The organism is Salipiger bermudensis (assembly GCF_017309175.1).
Lineage (GTDB): Bacteria > Pseudomonadota > Alphaproteobacteria > Rhodobacterales > Rhodobacteraceae > Salipiger > Salipiger bermudensis.
Window position 1 is genome coordinate 24,573 of the sequence record NZ_JAEKJV010000008.1, and the last position, 15,202, is coordinate 39,774.

Sequence of the window (15,202 nt, forward strand, 5' to 3'; positions counted from 1 at the left end):
GAAGACCCGCACAAGGACCCCCGCCCCTATCGCCCTCGCCGTTAGCGTGCAAACCTCCTCCCGACAGCACTGAGGAGAATCGTCATGAAGATCGGGATCGTGGGCGCGGGCATGGTGGGCTCCGCGGCGGGCTACGCGCTCGCACTGCGCGGCGGCGCCAGCGAGATCGTCCTCGTCGACCGCAACATGGCACTCGCAGTGGCGCAGGCCGAGGACATCGCCCATGCGGTGCCCTTCGCCCATCCCTGCCGGGTCTCGGCTGGCGACTACGACGCGCTCGAGGGCGCCGATCTGGTGATCCTCGCCGCCGGCGTCGCACAGAAGCCCGGAGAAGACCGGATCAGCCTTCTGTCGCGCAACGCCGAGGTCTTCGCGCAGGTCATCGCGGGCGTGCAGAAGGCCGCCCCGGAGACCATGTTGCTGGTGGCCTCGAACCCGGTCGACGTGATGACCGAGGTGGCGCTGCGCATCTCGGGCCTGCCGCGCGAGAAGGTCATCGGCTCGGGCACCATCCTCGATACCGCGCGTTTCCGCAGCCTGCTGGGCGACCATCTCGGCGTGGCGCCGCAATCGGTGCATGCCTACGTGCTGGGCGAGCATGGCGACTCGGAGGTGCTGGCCTGGGCCTCGGCGCGGGCCGGCTCGGAGCCGGTGGCGCGCTTCGGTGTGCAGGTGGGTGCCGCGATCACCCAGTCGGTGCGCGAACGCATCGATGAGGGCGTGCGCCGCGCTGCCTACCGCATCATCGAGGGCAAGGGCGCCACGTGGTACGGCATCGGCGCGGGGCTTGCGCGCATCGTGCAGGCGGTGCGCGACGACCAGCGCAGCGTGCTGTCGGTCTCGATCGTGACACCGGAGGTCGAGGGCGTGACCGATGTGGCGCTCAGCCTGCCCCGCGTGGTCGGCCGCAGCGGCGTGATGACCACACTGCTGCCGGAACTGGCCGAGGACGAGGCAAGCGCGCTGCGCCGCTCGGCGGAGATGCTCAAGCAGACCGCGCTCAGCCTCGGCTGAGCAGCCCTCAGGCGATGATGTCGGGGGTCAGCCGGTCTTCGATGAGGGCGATCTTGTCCTTCAGGAACAGCTTCTTCTTCTTCAGACGTTGAAGCGTCAGCTGGTCGCCCATGCCGCGGTCCTGCAGGGCCGCGATGGCGTCGTCGAGATCGCGGTGTTCGCGTTTGAAGACCTCAAGCTCGACACGCAGCACTTCCTCGGTTTTCATCGAGATGTCTTGCGGCGTCTCCATGCGGGCAAACTCCTTGCGATACAGACCCCTTAGATAGCAAGTCCAATCGCTCTGGCAAAGCCCTTGCGGATATTCCGGGGGCTTCCCATATTGATTTCAGTCGGGTTGCCGAATGCGGGGCCCGGCGGACGGTCGCTTTCTGCAAAGGACATGTCATGAGCAAGATGACTTTGGGTTCCTACCCGCACATGCTCGGCTTCGAGCAACTCGAGCGCCTGCTGGAACGCACGGCGAAATCGAGCGAGGGCTATCCGCCCTTCAATATCGAACAGACCTCGGAACGCTCCTACCGGATCACGCTTGCCGTGGCCGGGTTCTCGGAAGACGACCTGTCGATCACTGTCGAGGATCGCCAACTGGTGATCCGCGGGCGGCAAGGTGACGACGGCAGCGAACGCATATTCCTGCATCGTGGCATTGCCTCGCGACAGTTCCAGCGCAGTTTCGTCTTGGCCGACGGCGTAGAAGTGGGCGAGGCTGTCATGGAGAATGGCTTGCTGCACGTGGATCTGACCATCTCCCGACCCGAGACGGTGGTTCAGACGATCTCGATCAGAAAGGGGTAATTCGATGAATACCAAGTACGAATTCCAGACACCGGGCGAAGAGCGCATCGTCTACGTGCGTGCCGTCGCCGCCGGAGACCTCCCGGAAGAGATCCAGGGCCAGCTTGGCGGGCTTGAGACGCTCTATGCGGTGCACAATGCGGAAGGCGAGCGTCTTGCGCTGGTCAAGGACCGCAAGCAGGCCTTCATCCTCGCGCGGCAGAACGATTTTGCGCCGGTGACGGTGCACTGAGTGCACATGCGGCGGGGCTGAGCCCCGCCAGCCTTGGGGCCGGTCAGCGTTGTGCGGCCCCGCCGCGGCGCCAGCGATGCAGAACATCGCCGCCGACCGCCCGAACCTCTTCCAACTCGAAACGCGGTGCCTCGGCCAAACGGTCGACACCCATGGCGCCGATCCCCGGACGGCCCTCGGCGCCCACGGCGATGCCGGCGGTAAAGCCCACGAGCTCGTCGACCAGATCCGCCGCCAGGAGCGAGGCGGCCAGCTGCCCCCCGCCCTCGCAGAACACCCGCGTCAGCCCTTCCTTGCCCAGCGCCGAAAGCAGCGCATGGGGGTCGATGCGGCCACCAGAGACTTTGCACTGAAGCAGCTTGGCGCCGCAACTCTGCCATGCCCGCTTCGTCATCGACGCTGCGTCCGAGCCGTGCGCCAGCCAGACTGGCACCTCGCGGGCAGAGCTGGCCAGCGTGCTCATCAGCGGCACGTCGATGAGCCGCGAGACGATCACCCGCACCGGCTGCTGCACCTCGCCCCAGCCGCGCACGGTGAGCGCCGGATCGTCGGCGCGCGCCGTCCCTGCCCCCACCATCACCGCGTCATGGCTGGCCCGCAGGCCGTGCACGTAGCGCCGCGCCTCGGGTCCGGTGATCCACTGGCTCTCGCCCGTGGCGGTGGCGATGCGGCCGTCGAAACTGTTCGCAAGCTTCAGCGTCACCAGCGGCCGCCCGTGATCGTTGCGCAGGAAGAAGCCGGCGTGATCGCGGGCCGCCTCCTCCGCCAGCACGCCCGTGGTCACCTCGATGCCATGCTTGCGCAGATGCGCAAACCCCTGCCCCGAGACCCGCGCGTCATTGTCCGCAAGCGGTGCGACGACCCGCGCCACGCCGGCCTTCACCAGCGCCTCGGCACAAGGCGGCGTCTTGCCGTGATGCGAGCACGGCTCGAGCGTCACGTAGGCGGTGGCGCCGCGCGCCGCCTCGCCGGCCTGCGCCAGCGCCTGCGGCTCGGCATGGGGCCTGCCCCCGGGCGCGGTGGCGCCACGTCCGACGACGCGTCCATCCTTGACGATGACACACCCAACCGCCGGGTTGGGCCAGCACTGGCCCATCCGTCTCCGGCCCAACCGCAGGGCGTGGGCCATGTGCCGGAGGTCGTCGGTCACTTCTCGGCAGTCGTCGCGTCAGGGCGCAGTTCGCTGACGAACTTGTCGAAATCGTCCGCCGCCTGGAAGTTCTTGTAGACGCTGGCAAAGCGCACATAGGCGACAGTGTCGATGCGGGCGAGCGTCTCCATGACGATCTCGCCGATCTGCTTCGAGGGGATGTCGGTCTCGCCGAGGCTCTCGAGGCGGCGCACGATGCCGCTGATCATCTGATCCACGCGCTCGGGCTCTATGGGGCGTTTCTGCAGCGCGATGCGGATCGAGCGTTCGAGCTTGTCGCGATCGAAATCCTCGCGCCGTCCGTTCGACTTGATCACCACGAGATCGCGCAGCTGCACCCGCTCGTAGGTGGTGAAACGGCCACCGCAGGCCGGGCAGAAGCGACGGCGCCGGATCGACACGTGCTCTTCCGCCGGTCGGGAATCTTTCACCTGCGTGTCGATATGTCCGCAAAACGGGCAGCGCATGCCTGTCCCCCTATCCGTTTGGTGTCTGCCTCGGCGTGGGGTTACGCCCCACTTATCCACAGCCACTATAGGGGAGCCGCCAGAGATTGGGTAGAGGATAATTTGAGCAACTAGATGAGGGGGGGTGAGCGCCCAGCCCTCAGGCGAGATGTGCGGCGACCTCGCGCCGGTGCGCTGCATCCCGATGTTCGAAAAGGTAAATTCCCTGCCACGTTCCAAGCACCATGCGGCCCCGGCTGACCGGGATCGATAGCGAAACCGGCATCATTGCAGCCTTGATATGGGCCGGCATGTCGTCCGGCCCTTCGTAGGTATGGGTGAGGTAATCCATCGACGGATCACTCGAAGGCGGCACCAGCCGATGGAAGTAGTTTCGCAGGTCGGTCTGCACCTCGGGATCGGCATTCTCCTGTATCAGCAGTGAGGCAGAGGTGTGGCACACAAAGAGCGTGAGCAGCGCATCGTCCCGCTTTTGAGCAGAGACCCAACTCGCCACCTCGCGAGTGAACTCGTAGAGCCCTTGCCCACTGGTCTGTATCGAGAATGTCGTTTGCGCCATGCGCGTGCCCCTTTACCCGCTTTCTAGCGCGGAAGCAGGCGGGCGGCCAGCCGAGCCGATCAGGCCTCGCTCACGACGCAGGCAACCTGCGGCAGCTCGGCGGTGTCGTCAAACAGGATCGGCGAGCCGCCATCGGTCACTGCGGGCATCTGACCAACTTCGCGGAGTGTTTCGCGGCAGTCTGCAAGCTCGTCCGCCGACACGCTGATTTCGATCACCTCGGGCTCGTCGGTCATCAGCGCTTCGGTCGCAGCGAAGGCGGCGACGGAAACGCAGGTGGCTGCGGCGGTCAGGACGAAAAGGCGGGTCATGGCAGAAGATCCTCCGATGTTGCCCATTTAACGCAGTCTGGCGCGGCTTGGTTCCGACCAGCTTGAGAGCATCCGCAACCACACGACCTCACAGGCGTTGTGGGACAGAAGAAAATCGGAGGTTTCAAATGACCCGCAAGACCCTCTTCATCACTGGCGCAAGCTCGGGCATCGGCGCCGAAACCGCGCGCAAGGCGGTCGCGGCCGGCTGGAATGTCGGCCTCTTTGCCCGCTCCGAGGATAAGCTCTCGGCGCTGGTGGACGAGCTTGGCGAGCACGCGCTGTCGCTTCCGGGCGACGCCACCTCGCTCGAGGCGCAGACCAAGGCGATGGCGAAGCTCGCCGAACACTTCGGCGATGTAGATGCCGCCTTCGCCAATGCCGGCATGGGCGTCTCGGGCGCTGGAACACTGGCCGGTGACCCCGAGGAGTGGCAGAGCATGGTCCAGCTCAACGTGATGGGCGTGCTGTGGACCGCCAAGGCCGCCTCGACCTACTTCAAAAAGAATGGCGGGCACCTGCTGCTGACCGGCTCCGCGGCGGGCCGCACGCACATCAAGGGCTCGGTCTATAGCGCGACCAAGTGGTTCGTGCATGGCTATGGCGGCAATCTCGCGGAGGAATTCCGCGAGTGGGGCGCACGGGTGACCGTGGTGGCGCCCGGCATGGTCGACACGCCGTTCTTCGACGAGGCCAAGCCCGACAAGCTCAAGCCCGAGGACATCGCCGAGGCCGTGGTCTACGCGCTCGGCGCCAACAAGCGCGCCAATGTGCAGGAAGTCTTCGTCGTGCCGAGCGGCTGAGGTCCTTCATAGCCGCAAAGAGAAAGGCCCTCGCGAACCATCGCGAGGGCCTTTCAGTGTCCGCTCCGGTAGAAAGCGCCTGTCAGGCCGTCTCGCGCGAGCGCAGGTGCGGAACGAGGCTCGCGGCCAGCACCAGCTCGGCCGCGACCGTGAGCCATGTCAGCCACCCCGCGACGCCCCGCAGCGTCGCCTGGGCGCCGATCAAGGCGAGCCCGAGATAGACGATGATCAGGCCGATCACGATCGCCTGTCGCGCCTCCGAGCGCGGCGCGTTACGCGACAGCATGAGCATCGCCGCGATGCCAAGGAAGACCACCGAGGCACGGCGCGTCATGAAGACGGCACCCGGCAGAGCCTCCTGTCCGAACACCCACAAGGGCGCGAAGGGCAGCAGCAGGTAGGTGGCGAACAGCGCCGCGAGCACGGCGGCATGGATCTGGCAGGTGGTGCGATAATCAGGCATGAGCCGGAGTTAGCGGCCGCTGCCCCGCCGTCAAGCCTTGGGGCGCGCTCAGCCGAAGAGCCGCGCGCCCTGCTCGTCGATCATCTGCTTGGCCTTGCGGATCGAGGCCTGCTCGGCCTCTTCCCGGTCACGGATGACATCGGCACGGACGAGGTGATGGGTCTTCATTTCCCCATCGACCTCGGCCTCGATCAGCGCCGCGATGCGGAACTGGCCCTCGGCGGGCATGGGTTCCGGAGTGATCCGGAACCCGTTGTAGTCGATGGTTTCGGCCTTGGGTTCCGGTTTCGGACCGCCACCGCCGAAGAGACGCGACAAGAGCGACATCTGCCCTCTCCTTCCCGGCCCGCGCGGGCCTTACTGGTCGAGGAAGCTGCGCAGCTTGCGCGAGCGGCTCGGATGCTTGAGCTTGCGCAGCGCCTTGGCCTCGATCTGACGGATCCGCTCGCGCGTCACCGAGAACTGCTGGCCGACCTCTTCCAGCGTGTGGTCGGTGTTCATGCCGATGCCGAAACGCATCCGCAGAACCCGCTCCTCGCGCGGGGTGAGCGAAGAGAGTACGCGGGTGGTGGTCTCCTTGAGGTTTTCCTGAATGGCGCTGTCGAGCGGCAGGATGGCGTTCTTGTCCTCGATGAAATCGCCAAGCTGCGAATCTTCCTCGTCGCCGATCGGCGTTTCGAGCGAGATCGGCTCCTTGGCGATCTTCATCACCTTACGGACCTTCTCGAGCGGCATCTGCAGCTTCTCGGCCAGCTCCTCCGGGGTCGGCTCGCGGCCGATCTCGTGCAGCATCTGGCGGCCGGTGCGGACCAGCTTGTTGATCGTCTCGATCATGTGCACCGGGATACGGATGGTGCGCGCCTGGTCGGCGATCGAGCGGGTGATCGCCTGGCGGATCCACCACGTCGCGTAGGTCGAGAACTTGTAGCCCCGGCGATACTCGAACTTGTCGACAGCCTTCATCAGGCCGATGTTGCCTTCCTGGATCAGGTCGAGGAACTGCAGCCCGCGGTTGGTGTATTTCTTGGCGATCGAGATCACCAGGCGCAGGTTGGCCTCGACCATTTCCTTCTTGGCCTGGCGCGCCTCTTTCTCGCCCTTCTGCACCTGACCGACGATGCGGCGGAATTCGCTGATATCGAGGCCGACATACTGACCGACCTGCGCCATGTCCGAACGCAGCCCCTCGATCTTGTCCTCGAAACGCTCGATCAGCATCTGCCAGCCGCGACCAGGCTTTTCCGACATCCGCTCCACCCAGTTCGGGTCGAGCTCGTGGCCGCGATACTCGTCGATGAACTCGCGACGGTTGATGCGGGCCTGATCGGCAAGCTTCACCATGCTCGAGTCGATCGACATGATACGGCGATTGATGCCGTAGAGCTGGTCGATCAGCGCCTCGATGCGGTTGTTGTGCAGGTGCAGGCCGTTCACCAGCTCGACGATCTCGGAGCGGAGCTGCTGGTACTGGGCCTCGTCGGCCTGCGAGAAGGACCCGTCCTCGTTCAGCGTCGCGCTGATGCGGGCGTCCTGCATGGCGGCGAGCTGCTCGTAATCGCCGGCAATGCGCTCGAGCGTCTCGAGCACGCGCGGCTTGAGCGCGGCCTCCATCGCGGCGAGCGACATGTTGGCCTGCTCTTCGTCGTCGTCATCATCGTCGCGGGCGATGGGATTGCCGTCGGCGTCGTATTCCGGCTCGTCCTTCTTGGGCTTTTCAGCGGTGGCGGCCGTGGCGTCGACAACCGGCTCCTCGAGCCCGCCCTCTTCGTCCATCTGGTTGCCGAAGGTGGTCTCGAGGTCGATCACGTCGCGCAGCAGGATCTCTTCTTCGAGAAGTTCCTGGTGCCAGATGGTGATCGCCTGGAAGGTCAGCGGGCTTTCGCAAAGCCCGAGGATCATCGTGTTGCGGCCGGCCTCGATGCGCTTGGCGATGGCGATCTCGCCCTCGCGCGACAGCAGCTCGACCGAGCCCATCTCGCGCAGGTACATGCGCACCGGGTCATCGGTGCGGTCGAGCTTTTCATTGGCGCCCGAAGACAGCGCGACGTCACGCCCCTTGGAGGCGTCGACCAGTTCGGTCGAGCCCTTGTTGGCGTCTTCCTCGGCCTCTTCGTCTTCCTCGGTGACTTGGATGCCCATTTCCGAGAGCATCGACATCACATCCTCGATCTGGTCGGACGAGACCTGATCGGGGGGAAGGACCTGGTTGAGCTGGTCGTAGGTGATGTAGCCACGCTCGCGCGCCTCGGCGATCATCTTTTTGACCGCGGCCTGGCTCATGTCGAGGCTGTGAGCATCGTCCTGAGTTTCCGGCTTGGCGTCGTCGTTGTCTTTGGCTGCCATTTAGAGCTCCGTCAAAGGGAGGCGGCCGGACTGGCCGGCGGTCGCAAAGGATAGATTGATTCGTTGCTGCGAATCATGGGGGGAATCAACTGATTCGGCCACCCGTTTACCCCGTTTTCCTCCAGTTTTCCCTCTCCGCACAGTTAGTTCCCGTGCTTGGAAAAGCGAATCTGTTCCGTTAGCGCCTTGAAGGCGTCTCGTTCGTCCTTGTCCAATCGGGCCCCGTTGGGCCCGAAATCGTAATCCATCTCGCCCTCGTCCTTGCGCAGCACCGCCTCGTTGCGGGCCTTTGCGGCCTGGGCGAGGCGCCAGGTCAGCGCCTCGTCGGCGAGGTGTTCCAAGTCTTCCTCGGCTTCGGCGATCTCGGCCGCGGCGCCGGAGCGCGCGGTGATCTTCGACAACTCCTCGGCCACGGTCATCCGTGCCAGTTCGATGTCACCGGGTCGTCGCACACAGGGAACGACCGCGACATGGCGTGCCGCGAGCAGGTTTTCAAGGGGCTCGGGCCCGATTCTGTACTCCGCCTCCTCGCGCAGGGCGGCGGCGCTGTCGGCATTGTTGCGCAACAGCACGTCGCGCAGCGAGGCGCGTACCGGGTCGGTACAGTTGAGCATTTCCAGCCCCTGCTCGAACTCGGCGATCAGCTCGGGCGTCGAGAGCAGCACGGCGAGGATCACCGCCTCGCGCAGCTCGTTCTCCGCGGTGTCGCCGGCGGCGACCAGCAGCGAGCTCTTGACGCTGGCGCTTGGCGGCGCGGGCGCATTCCAGGCGCGGCGCGGGCCGCCAGAGCCGCCGCCAAACGCCCGCTTGGGGCGTTGCGGGCGGAACAGCTGGAAGCGCAGTTCCTTGATCTCGTCACCGTAATGGCGCCGCAGGCCCGGGTCCTGGATCTGGCGCAGCACGTCGCGCAGCCGCGCATCGAGCGCCGCCTTGCGCTCGGGGCTGTCGAACACCTTGCCCTCGGTCTCGCGCCGCCAGAGCAACTGCACCATCGGCATGGCGCCCTCGAGCACCTTGCTCACCGCCCCCGCCCCTTCGGCGCGCAGCAGGTCGTCCGGATCCTTGCCCTCGGGCATCAGCGCGAAACGCAGCGTCTTGCCCGCCTGCAAGAGCGGCAGGGCGAGGTCGATCACCCGGTAGGCGGCGCGCAGCCCTGCCTTGTCCCCATCAAGCGCCACGATCGGCTCGTCGGTGATGCGCCAGAGCAGCTGCATCTGGGTCTCGGTCACCGCCGTGCCCAGCGGCGCCACCGAGGCGCCGAACCCGGCCTCGGAGAGCGCGATCACGTCCATGTAGCCCTCGGCCACGATCAGCGGCTGGCCCTTGCCCGCCGCCTCGCGCGCGGGCGCATGGTTGTAGAGGTTGCGCCCCTTGTCGAAGAGCTCGGTCTCGGGTGAGTTGAGGTACTTGGCGTTGTCGCGCGGATCCATGGCGCGGCCACCGAAAGCGATGGCGCGGCCACGGGCATCGCGGATCGGGAACATGATGCGGTTGCGGAACACGTCGTAGGGCGCCTTGCCCCGGTCCGAAGCCTTGGCCAGCCCCGCCCCGAGGATCAGGTCCTCGGCCACGCCCTGCCCGCGCAGGTGATCCCAGAGATTTTGCCAGCCCTCCGGCGCGAAGCCGATCTCGAAGCGGTCGCGCACGTCTTCCTTGAGGCCGCGCCGGTCGAGATAGGCGCGCGCCTCGGTGGCGGCGCCGGCGCGCAGCTGCATGCGGAAGAAGCGCACCGCCTGCTCCATGACCTCGGAAAGCTGCTCGCGGCGGTCGGCCTTCTTGGCAGCCTGCGGATCGCGCGCCGGCATCGGCATCCCGGCCTCGCGGGCAAGGATCTCGATCGCCTCCATGAACTCGACATTCTCGCTCTCGCGCACGAAGGAGATCGCGTCACCCTTCGCGTGGCAGCCGAAGCAGTAGTAAAAGCCCTTGCGGTCATCGACGTGGAAGGAGGCCGACTTTTCCTGGTGGAACGGGCACGGCGCCCACATGTCGCCCTTGGCCTGGTTGGACTTGCGATTGTCCCACATGACCTTGCGCCCCACGACCTGAACCAGGCTCGTGCGGTTGCGCAGCTCGTCTAGGAAACCGGGGGGCAGACTCATGTTGCGAATATCGGGCCAGCGGCGGGCCGAGTCCAGATGGTCTGAGCAGCTTGTCTCAAATACACGGCACCTGACCGCGCATCACTGCGCGAGGCACTGGGCCTCCCACGCCGCGCCGACCTCGTCGGTAAGCTGATCCTCGGGCAGCGACCAGATCCAGTCGGCCAGCATGTCGCCGGCGCCACGGTCACCGATCTGCTCGCGCAGGGCCGCGCGGGCCTTCGACTTTGCAGCCCCCTGCTTGCGCGCCTCGACCGCCTGCATGACGATGCCCGCGGACTCCGCGCAGGCGGCAGCCTTGTCCTGCTGCGCATCGGCGGCGGCGGGAAGACTGGCCAGAAGACCAAGGGCGAGGGTCAGGCGAAGGATCATGGCGCGGGCTCCTGCTGTGAATTCGACGGCCAGAGCCATAGCGCGGGCTGGCGGCGCTGTCACGCCGCCCCGGCAAGGCTCTGCTCGGCCCGGGTTCAGAGCCCCTTGGCGCGGTAGCTGCTCGCCACCCGGTCGATGGCGACGATGAAGGCGGCAGTGCGCAGGTCGGTGACATCGTCGCGCCCGTGCCACACCTCGCGCATCGACTGGTAGGCGATGCGCATGGTGTCATCGAGCCCCGAGCGCACCAGCTCGAGTTCGTCGGCGCCGCGCAGGTACTTTTCCTTGAAGCTCGGCGTCAGGCTCCAGGCGTCGCCCAGCATGTGATCGAGCCGCTCGAGCTCGTCGACCACGAGCTGGTGGCGCGACTCCTCCTGGCGCCGCTGCATCCGGCCGAAGCGGATGTGGCTGAGGTTCTTCACCCATTCGAAATAGCTCACCGTCACACCACCGGCATTGGCATAGAGATCGGGAATGATCACCGTGCCGCGATTGCGCAGGATGTCGTCGGCGCCGGCGGTGATCGGGCCGTTGGCGGCCTCGATGATCAGCTTGGCCTGGATCTGGTGGGCGTTGGTGAGGTTGATCACCCCCTCGAGCGCCGCGGGGATGAGGATATCGCAATCGCTCTCCATCACGCTGCCGCCATCGGCGACGCTGTTGGCCTCGGGGTAGCCGCGCAGCCCGCCATGGCGCACCAGCCAGTCGCGCACCCGCTCGACATTGAGGCCACTGGGATCGTAGAGCGCGCCGTCGCGTTCGATGATGCCGACGATCAGCGCGCCGTCATCCTCGGACAGGAACTTGGCGGCGTGGTAGCCCACGTTGCCGAGCCCCTGCACCACCACCCGCTTGCCTTCGAGCTTGCCCGAAAGGCCGGCGACGGCGACATCCTCGGGATGGCGGAAGAACTCGCGCAGGGCGTATTGCACGCCACGCCCTGTCGCCTCGACCCGACCGGCGATGCCGCCCGCATTGAGCGGCTTGCCCGTCACGCAGGCGCGCGAGTTGATGTCGGTGGTGTTCATGCGGGCGTATTGATCGGCCATCCACGCCATCTCGCGCTCGCTGGTGCCCATGTCGGGAGCGGGCACGTTCTGGCTCGGATTGATCAGGTCGCGCTTGATCAGCTCGTAGGCGAAACGCCGGGTGATCTGCTCGAGCTCGTACTCGTCGTAATCGCGCGGGTTGATGCAGAGCCCGCCCTTGGAGCCGCCGAACGGCGCCTCGACCAGAGCGCATTTGTAGGTCATCAGCGCCGCCAGTGCCTCGACCTCGTCCTGATCGACCGCCGAGGCGTAGCGGATGCCGCCCTTGACCGGCTCCATGTGTTCGGAATGCACCGCGCGGTAGCCGGTGAAGGTGTGAATCTGGCCGCGCAGCCTTACCCCGAAGCGCACCGTGTAGGTGCCGTTGCAGACCCTGATCTTTTCCTCGAGCCCCGGGGGCAGGTCCATCAGGGCCGCGGCCCGATTGAACATCAGATCGACGCTCTCGCGGAACGTCGGCTCATTCGCCGGTGCTGCGCACATGGTATCTCCTCCCTCGGCCGCCTGCCCTGTTGCGGGTCATGATCGGCTGTTGGCGTTAACTCTAGTTTGCCAGAATCGTTTGGCAAAACCCTTTTTGCGCCGGATTCGAGAAGCGGAATTCATGGTTCATTAGCGCTAGCGCGGGGCATTGTCCTCAGCGCCGCAACAACGCCGAAAGTCCGGCCGGTTTTGTCCGCAGTAAGCTCAGTAGTTGCAAGAGTTTACCATCAAATTGGCCCCAATTTGGCCATGATGGCGGGGCATAACCAATGCCGTCGCAGGAATGTATCGAGTGGGGCTTCCCGGAAAAATTCCGGGGGGAAGGAGTCGGGAAAATGAAGCAGATTTATGCTTTCGGAGGCGCGTGCCTCCGACGGACGGATACCGCTGTGTCCGCTCTCGTCGCACAGCTTCAGGGCTTTCGCCGGGCCGAATCGGGCAGCATGACGATCATGGCGGTCGCCTTGTCGCTGCTGATGATGATCTTCGGCGGCATCGGCATCGACATGATGTATGCCGAGCTTCAGCGCACCAAGATCCAGAACACGCTCGACCGCGCGGTGCTTGCGGCCGCCGACCTCGACAACGAGCTCGACGCGCAAGGCGTCGTCGAAGACTACATGTCCAAGATGAGCCTGGCCGATGCGCTGGTCTCGGTCAATGTCGACGAGGGGCTGAACTACCGCACCGTCACCGCCGACGGCTACCGCACCATGCCGTCGAACTTCATGCAGCTGATCGGCATCGAAAACATGCAGGCCGGCGGCCACTCGCAGGCGATGGAGCGCATCAACAAGGTCGAGGTCTCGATGGTGCTCGACATCTCGGGCTCGATGGATGACGGCGACAAGATGGCCGAGCTCCAGACAGCCGCGTCCGATTTCGTCGATACGCTGCTCGACGACGGCTCCGAGGATCTCGTGTCGATCTCGCTGGTGCCCTACTCCGAGCACGTGAATGCCGGACCCGAGATCCTGAGCTATCTCAACGTGAACTACATGCACGACGACTCGTACTGCCTCGAGATGCCGAACAGCGCCTTCAACTCGGCGGCGCTCGACCTCTCGCTGACCTACGATCAGATGCAGCACTTCCAGTGGAACTATTCCGGCAGCAACTCGCTGACAGACACGGTCTGCCCGCGCTACGCCTACGAGCAGATCCGCCCCTGGAGCCAGGACGCGGGCGCGCTCAAGACGCAGATCAGCCAGCTGCAGCCGCGCGCCGGCACCTCGATCTTCATGGGCATGAAATGGGCCAGCGCCCTGCTCGACCCGTCGACCCGGCCCATCGCGTCCGGCATGATCGCCGACGGCACCGTCGACGCGGTGTTCGAGGGCCGGCCGGTCGCCTACTCCGATACCGACGTGCTCAAGACCATCGTGCTGATGACCGACGGCCAGCACGACCGCTCGTTCCGGATCCAGAACTGGGCCTACAACGACGAGAACGAGGTCGAGCACTGGTCGCAGTACAACCTTTGGCACTACCTGAATTATTACGTGAACTCGTGGAACCGCAGCAGCTTCTATTACCAGAAATATGACGCTGCGACCGGCGACACGCTGCTCAGCAGTGTCTGTACCGCCGCCAAGAGGCAGGGCATTCTGATCTGGTCCATCGGTTTCGAGGTGTCGGACCACGGGGCCAACGTGATGGAGAGCTGCGCCTCTTCGCCGGCACACTTCTTCCGCGTCGAAGGCGTCGAGATCTCCGAGGCCTTCTCGACCATTGCCCAGACGCTGAACCAGCTGAGGCTGACCCAATGATCGCCCGCATCGCCAAGACCCTCCGCCGCTTCCGCAAGAGCGAAGACGGCTCAGCGGTCGTCCCCTTCGCGCTCTGGATGCCGATGATGGTGGGCATCGCCCTGTCGACCATCGAGGTCGGCGCGATGACGCTGCGCCACACCCAACTCGAGCGGGCGCTGGATCTGACCGTGCGCGAAGTAAAGCTCGGCACCGGCCACACCTACACTCATGCGCAGCTCAAGCAGATGATCTGTGACCGGACAACAATTCTCGGCGATTGCAGCACGATGCTGCATCTCGAGATGATCGGCCTCGACATGCGCGACTGGACCGACCCGCCGTCCAGCATCGAGTGCACCGATGTCGCGCTCGACGTGACGCCGCAGCGGACTTTCGAGTTTGGCCAAGAGCATGAAACCATGCTCCTGCGGGCCTGCTACAAATACAAGCCGATCACCCCGGTCTCGCGCATCGGGTCCCCCGTGAAGCTTGATGAGAACGGCTTTACCGGTGTGGTGTCGACCTCCACCTTCGTTCACGAGCCGATGTAAAGGAGGAGAGAGACATGAATACGACAACGATCAAGGCCCTTCTCCGCAAGTTCCGCCGAGACAATGAGGGATACGTCACCATCGAGGTGATGTTCATGCTGCCGGTGCTCTTCGTGCTGTTCGGCGCGGCTTGGGTCTATTTCGATGTGTTCCGCCAGCAATCGGTCAACCAGAAGGCCAACTACGCCATCGGCGACATGCTCTCGCGCGAGACCGAGGAAATCGACGACACCTTTATCGACAACAGCTTCAAGCTGTTCGGCGTGCTCACCAAGAACGTCACCGAACCAGATGAACTGACCGGGCGCTACAGCGCCGATCTTCGGATCACCGTGGTCGAGTACAACGCCAACAGCCGCAAGTACTCGGTGGTCTGGTCAGCAGCACGCGGCGAATATGAAGAGCTCACCGGGAACGAGGCAGACAACTACGCCAACCGGCTGCCGGTCATGGCCAACAACGGTCAGGTGATCATGGTCGAAGCCAGCGAGGACTATTACCCGATCTTCAACGTCGGCCTCGATCCGCTCGAGCTCAAGACCTACAGCTTCACCCACCCGCGCTATGCGCCGCAGGTGCTGTTTGCCGGTGCCCAGGGCGAAAACAATGGCTGGGGCAATGGCGACCAGGACGCCCCCGGCGAATCGCTGTGCAACAACAACGCCGAGAACGCGACAGATTGCAGCAACGAGGACGGCTCCAACAACATCGAGCCCAATCGCGGCCACGGTCGCGGCTGATGGCAATGGTCACG

At 65.1% G+C, this 15,202-nt stretch carries 18 protein-coding genes; 7 read left to right on the top strand and 11 right to left on the bottom strand.

Features of this window, described 5'->3' with window-relative positions:
* Window positions 1-84: 84 nt before the first annotated feature.
* Window positions 85-1,014: an L-lactate dehydrogenase gene (locus JF542_RS12105; RefSeq protein WP_007793212.1), complete on the top strand. Its 930-nt coding sequence runs from the start codon at window positions 85-87 to the stop codon at window positions 1,012-1,014.
* A 7-nt stretch (window positions 1,015-1,021) separates the two neighbouring features.
* Here JF542_RS12105 and JF542_RS12110 read toward each other — a convergent pair whose 3' ends face one another.
* A complete protein-coding gene (locus JF542_RS12110) occupies window positions 1,022-1,246 on the bottom strand; it encodes a YdcH family protein (protein WP_207076034.1) in 225 nt (74 codons plus the stop codon).
* A 155-nt stretch (window positions 1,247-1,401) separates the two neighbouring features.
* On the opposite strand from JF542_RS12110, the gene JF542_RS12115 reads away from it, so the two are divergent.
* Window positions 1,402-1,812: an Hsp20 family protein gene (locus tag JF542_RS12115; protein ID WP_007793217.1), complete on the top strand. Its 411-nt coding sequence runs from the start codon at window positions 1,402-1,404 to the stop codon at window positions 1,810-1,812.
* 4 nt (window positions 1,813-1,816) lie between these two features.
* On the top strand, window positions 1,817-2,044 hold the full coding sequence (locus tag JF542_RS12120) for a DUF1150 family protein (protein WP_007793219.1): 228 nt from the start codon (window positions 1,817-1,819) through the stop codon (window positions 2,042-2,044).
* A 43-nt stretch (window positions 2,045-2,087) separates the two neighbouring features.
* Here the strand turns inward: JF542_RS12120 and ribD are convergent, their stop codons facing one another.
* From ribD to JF542_RS12140, 4 genes are all read right to left on the bottom strand, one after another.
* Window positions 2,088-3,194 carry a bifunctional diaminohydroxyphosphoribosylaminopyrimidine deaminase/5-amino-6-(5-phosphoribosylamino)uracil reductase RibD gene (gene ribD, locus JF542_RS12125; protein ID WP_340689155.1) on the bottom strand — a complete coding sequence of 369 codons (1,107 nt, stop codon included), beginning with the start codon at window positions 3,192-3,194 and terminating at the stop codon, window positions 2,088-2,090.
* On the bottom strand, window positions 3,191-3,661 hold the full coding sequence (gene nrdR / locus JF542_RS12130; protein WP_007793225.1) for a transcriptional regulator NrdR: 471 nt from the start codon (window positions 3,659-3,661) through the stop codon (window positions 3,191-3,193). Before nrdR ends, ribD begins: the two co-directional genes overlap by 4 nt.
* 139 nt (window positions 3,662-3,800) lie before the next feature.
* Window positions 3,801-4,220: a secondary thiamine-phosphate synthase enzyme YjbQ gene (locus JF542_RS12135; RefSeq protein ID WP_207076035.1), complete on the bottom strand. Its 420-nt coding sequence runs from the start codon at window positions 4,218-4,220 to the stop codon at window positions 3,801-3,803.
* Between the two features lie 59 nt (window positions 4,221-4,279).
* Window positions 4,280-4,531 carry a hypothetical protein gene (locus JF542_RS12140; protein ID WP_207076036.1) on the bottom strand — a complete coding sequence of 84 codons (252 nt, stop codon included), beginning with the start codon at window positions 4,529-4,531 and terminating at the stop codon, window positions 4,280-4,282.
* A 128-nt stretch (window positions 4,532-4,659) separates the two neighbouring features.
* Between JF542_RS12140 and JF542_RS12145 the strand changes: the two genes are divergently transcribed.
* Window positions 4,660-5,334, top strand: coding sequence for an SDR family oxidoreductase (locus tag JF542_RS12145; protein WP_207076037.1), 675 nt, complete (start codon window positions 4,660-4,662; stop codon window positions 5,332-5,334).
* A gap of 82 nt (window positions 5,335-5,416) precedes the next feature.
* On the opposite strand, the gene JF542_RS12150 is transcribed toward JF542_RS12145, so the two are convergent.
* The 6 genes from JF542_RS12150 to JF542_RS12175 form a co-directional block, all read right to left on the bottom strand.
* Complete coding sequence (locus JF542_RS12150) at window positions 5,417-5,797, bottom strand: hypothetical protein (RefSeq protein WP_007793237.1); 381 nt, start codon at window positions 5,795-5,797, stop codon at window positions 5,417-5,419.
* A gap of 48 nt (window positions 5,798-5,845) precedes the next feature.
* Window positions 5,846-6,124: an HlyU family transcriptional regulator gene (locus tag JF542_RS12155; protein ID WP_207076038.1), complete on the bottom strand. Its 279-nt coding sequence runs from the start codon at window positions 6,122-6,124 to the stop codon at window positions 5,846-5,848.
* 30 nt (window positions 6,125-6,154) lie between these two features.
* Complete coding sequence (rpoD, locus tag JF542_RS12160; RefSeq protein WP_207076039.1) at window positions 6,155-8,140, bottom strand: RNA polymerase sigma factor RpoD; 1,986 nt, start codon at window positions 8,138-8,140, stop codon at window positions 6,155-6,157.
* A 143-nt stretch (window positions 8,141-8,283) separates the two neighbouring features.
* Complete coding sequence (dnaG, locus tag JF542_RS12165) at window positions 8,284-10,242, bottom strand: DNA primase (protein WP_207076040.1); 1,959 nt, start codon at window positions 10,240-10,242, stop codon at window positions 8,284-8,286.
* 81 nt (window positions 10,243-10,323) lie between these two features.
* The gene (locus tag JF542_RS12170) at window positions 10,324-10,614 is read right to left on the bottom strand and encodes a hypothetical protein (RefSeq protein WP_007793252.1); all 291 of its coding nucleotides are present in this window, start codon (window positions 10,612-10,614) and stop codon (window positions 10,324-10,326) included.
* A 95-nt stretch (window positions 10,615-10,709) separates the two neighbouring features.
* A complete protein-coding gene (locus JF542_RS12175) occupies window positions 10,710-12,146 on the bottom strand; it encodes a Glu/Leu/Phe/Val family dehydrogenase (RefSeq protein WP_207076041.1) in 1,437 nt (478 codons plus the stop codon).
* A gap of 389 nt (window positions 12,147-12,535) precedes the next feature.
* On the opposite strand from JF542_RS12175, the gene JF542_RS12180 reads away from it, so the two are divergent.
* Genes JF542_RS12180 through JF542_RS12190 form a run of 3 tightly spaced genes read left to right on the top strand, consistent with a single transcriptional unit; the run spans window position 12,536 to window position 15,188 of the window.
* A complete protein-coding gene (locus JF542_RS12180; protein ID WP_224887934.1) occupies window positions 12,536-13,915 on the top strand; it encodes a TadE/TadG family type IV pilus assembly protein in 1,380 nt (459 codons plus the stop codon).
* A complete protein-coding gene (locus tag JF542_RS12185; RefSeq protein WP_207076043.1) occupies window positions 13,912-14,448 on the top strand; it encodes a TadE/TadG family type IV pilus assembly protein in 537 nt (178 codons plus the stop codon). Before JF542_RS12180 ends, JF542_RS12185 begins: the two co-directional genes overlap by 4 nt.
* 14 nt (window positions 14,449-14,462) lie before the next feature.
* Window positions 14,463-15,188: a TadE/TadG family type IV pilus assembly protein gene (locus tag JF542_RS12190; RefSeq protein WP_207076044.1), complete on the top strand. Its 726-nt coding sequence runs from the start codon at window positions 14,463-14,465 to the stop codon at window positions 15,186-15,188.
* Window positions 15,189-15,202 lie beyond the last annotated feature (14 nt).

Excerpts from the sequence above, each read along its gene's own strand:
- JF542_RS12115 (WP_007793217.1), top strand. The coding sequence starts at position 1,402 with ATGAGCAAGATGACTTTGGGTTCCTACCCGCACATGCTCGGCTTCGAG.
- JF542_RS12120 (WP_007793219.1), top strand. The coding sequence starts at position 1,817 with ATGAATACCAAGTACGAATTCCAGACACCGGGCGAAGAGCGCATCGTC.
- nrdR (WP_007793225.1), bottom strand. The coding sequence starts at position 3,661 with ATGCGCTGCCCGTTTTGCGGACATATCGACACGCAGGTGAAAGATTCC.
- JF542_RS12105 (WP_007793212.1), top strand. The coding sequence starts at position 85 with ATGAAGATCGGGATCGTGGGCGCGGGCATGGTGGGCTCCGCGGCGGGC.
- JF542_RS12155 (WP_207076038.1), bottom strand. The coding sequence starts at position 6,124 with ATGTCGCTCTTGTCGCGTCTCTTCGGCGGTGGCGGTCCGAAACCGGAA.
- rpoD (WP_207076039.1), bottom strand. The coding sequence starts at position 8,140 with ATGGCAGCCAAAGACAACGACGACGCCAAGCCGGAAACTCAGGACGAT.
- JF542_RS12170 (WP_007793252.1), bottom strand. The coding sequence starts at position 10,614 with ATGATCCTTCGCCTGACCCTCGCCCTTGGTCTTCTGGCCAGTCTTCCC.
- JF542_RS12185 (WP_207076043.1), top strand. The coding sequence starts at position 13,912 with ATGATCGCCCGCATCGCCAAGACCCTCCGCCGCTTCCGCAAGAGCGAA.
- JF542_RS12175 (WP_207076041.1), bottom strand. The coding sequence starts at position 12,146 with ATGTGCGCAGCACCGGCGAATGAGCCGACGTTCCGCGAGAGCGTCGAT.
- JF542_RS12140 (WP_207076036.1), bottom strand. The coding sequence starts at position 4,531 with ATGACCCGCCTTTTCGTCCTGACCGCCGCAGCCACCTGCGTTTCCGTC.
- JF542_RS12150 (WP_007793237.1), bottom strand. The coding sequence starts at position 5,797 with ATGCCTGATTATCGCACCACCTGCCAGATCCATGCCGCCGTGCTCGCG.
- JF542_RS12190 (WP_207076044.1), top strand. The coding sequence starts at position 14,463 with ATGAATACGACAACGATCAAGGCCCTTCTCCGCAAGTTCCGCCGAGAC.
- dnaG (WP_207076040.1), bottom strand. The coding sequence starts at position 10,242 with ATGAGTCTGCCCCCCGGTTTCCTAGACGAGCTGCGCAACCGCACGAGC.
- JF542_RS12110 (WP_207076034.1), bottom strand. The coding sequence starts at position 1,246 with ATGGAGACGCCGCAAGACATCTCGATGAAAACCGAGGAAGTGCTGCGT.
- JF542_RS12135 (WP_207076035.1), bottom strand. The coding sequence starts at position 4,220 with ATGGCGCAAACGACATTCTCGATACAGACCAGTGGGCAAGGGCTCTAC.
- JF542_RS12145 (WP_207076037.1), top strand. The coding sequence starts at position 4,660 with ATGACCCGCAAGACCCTCTTCATCACTGGCGCAAGCTCGGGCATCGGC.